Here is a 571-nt window from a genome sequence, read left to right as displayed (position 1 = left end):
CCAACGAGGCGCACATCGAAGGCACGCCGATCACCACGCCGCGCCGCTTCCGTACCGAGTCCGCGCCCGACAGCGAAACGACGATCAACGGCAATGCCGTCGTGCTTGAAGAACAGATGGTGAGCGCCAACGAGAACCGCATGCGTTTCGAGACCGCGATGGGGCTTTACAACAAGTCGCTGTCGCTGATCCGCATGGCCGTGCGCCCGCCCCAATAGATCAGGAGATCTGACCGATGGATAAATCCAGCGAAACGATGCAGATCGCAGCCGCGGGCCTTCGCGCCCAGTCGGCGCGCATGCGGGTCATCGCGGAGAACCTGGCCAACGCCCAGTCGACCGGGCGCACGCCGGAGGAAGACCCGTACCGCCGCCAGGTCCCCGTCTTTGAAGCCGAGGTCGACCGGCTGACCGGCCTGGAAGTGGTGCGCATGACCGATGCGGCCGATGATAATTCCGAATTCCGCCTGGTGCACGAGCCCGGTCACCCGGCCGCCAATGCCGAAGGCTATGTGCGCTATCCCAACGTCTCCAGCCTGGTTGAGCTGATGGACATGAAGGAAGCGCAGCGG

At 64.3% G+C, this 571-nt stretch carries 1 protein-coding gene and 1 pseudogene; both read left to right on the top strand.

What is annotated here, in order from left to right; all coding sequences use genetic code 11:
- A pseudogene (locus V7702_RS16825) lies at window positions 1–218 on the top strand (flagellar basal body rod protein FlgB); the annotation flags it as partial.
- A 17-nt stretch (window positions 219–235) separates the two neighbouring features.
- The coding region (flgC, locus tag V7702_RS16820; protein WP_335651220.1) for a flagellar basal body rod protein FlgC at window positions 236–571 on the top strand (336 nt) is incomplete at its 3' end.

The organism is Phenylobacterium sp. (assembly GCF_036963605.1).
GTDB lineage: Bacteria > Pseudomonadota > Alphaproteobacteria > Caulobacterales > Caulobacteraceae > Phenylobacterium.
Note: the sequence above shows the minus strand (reverse complement) of the source record. Positions and strands in the feature narration are given on the sequence as shown.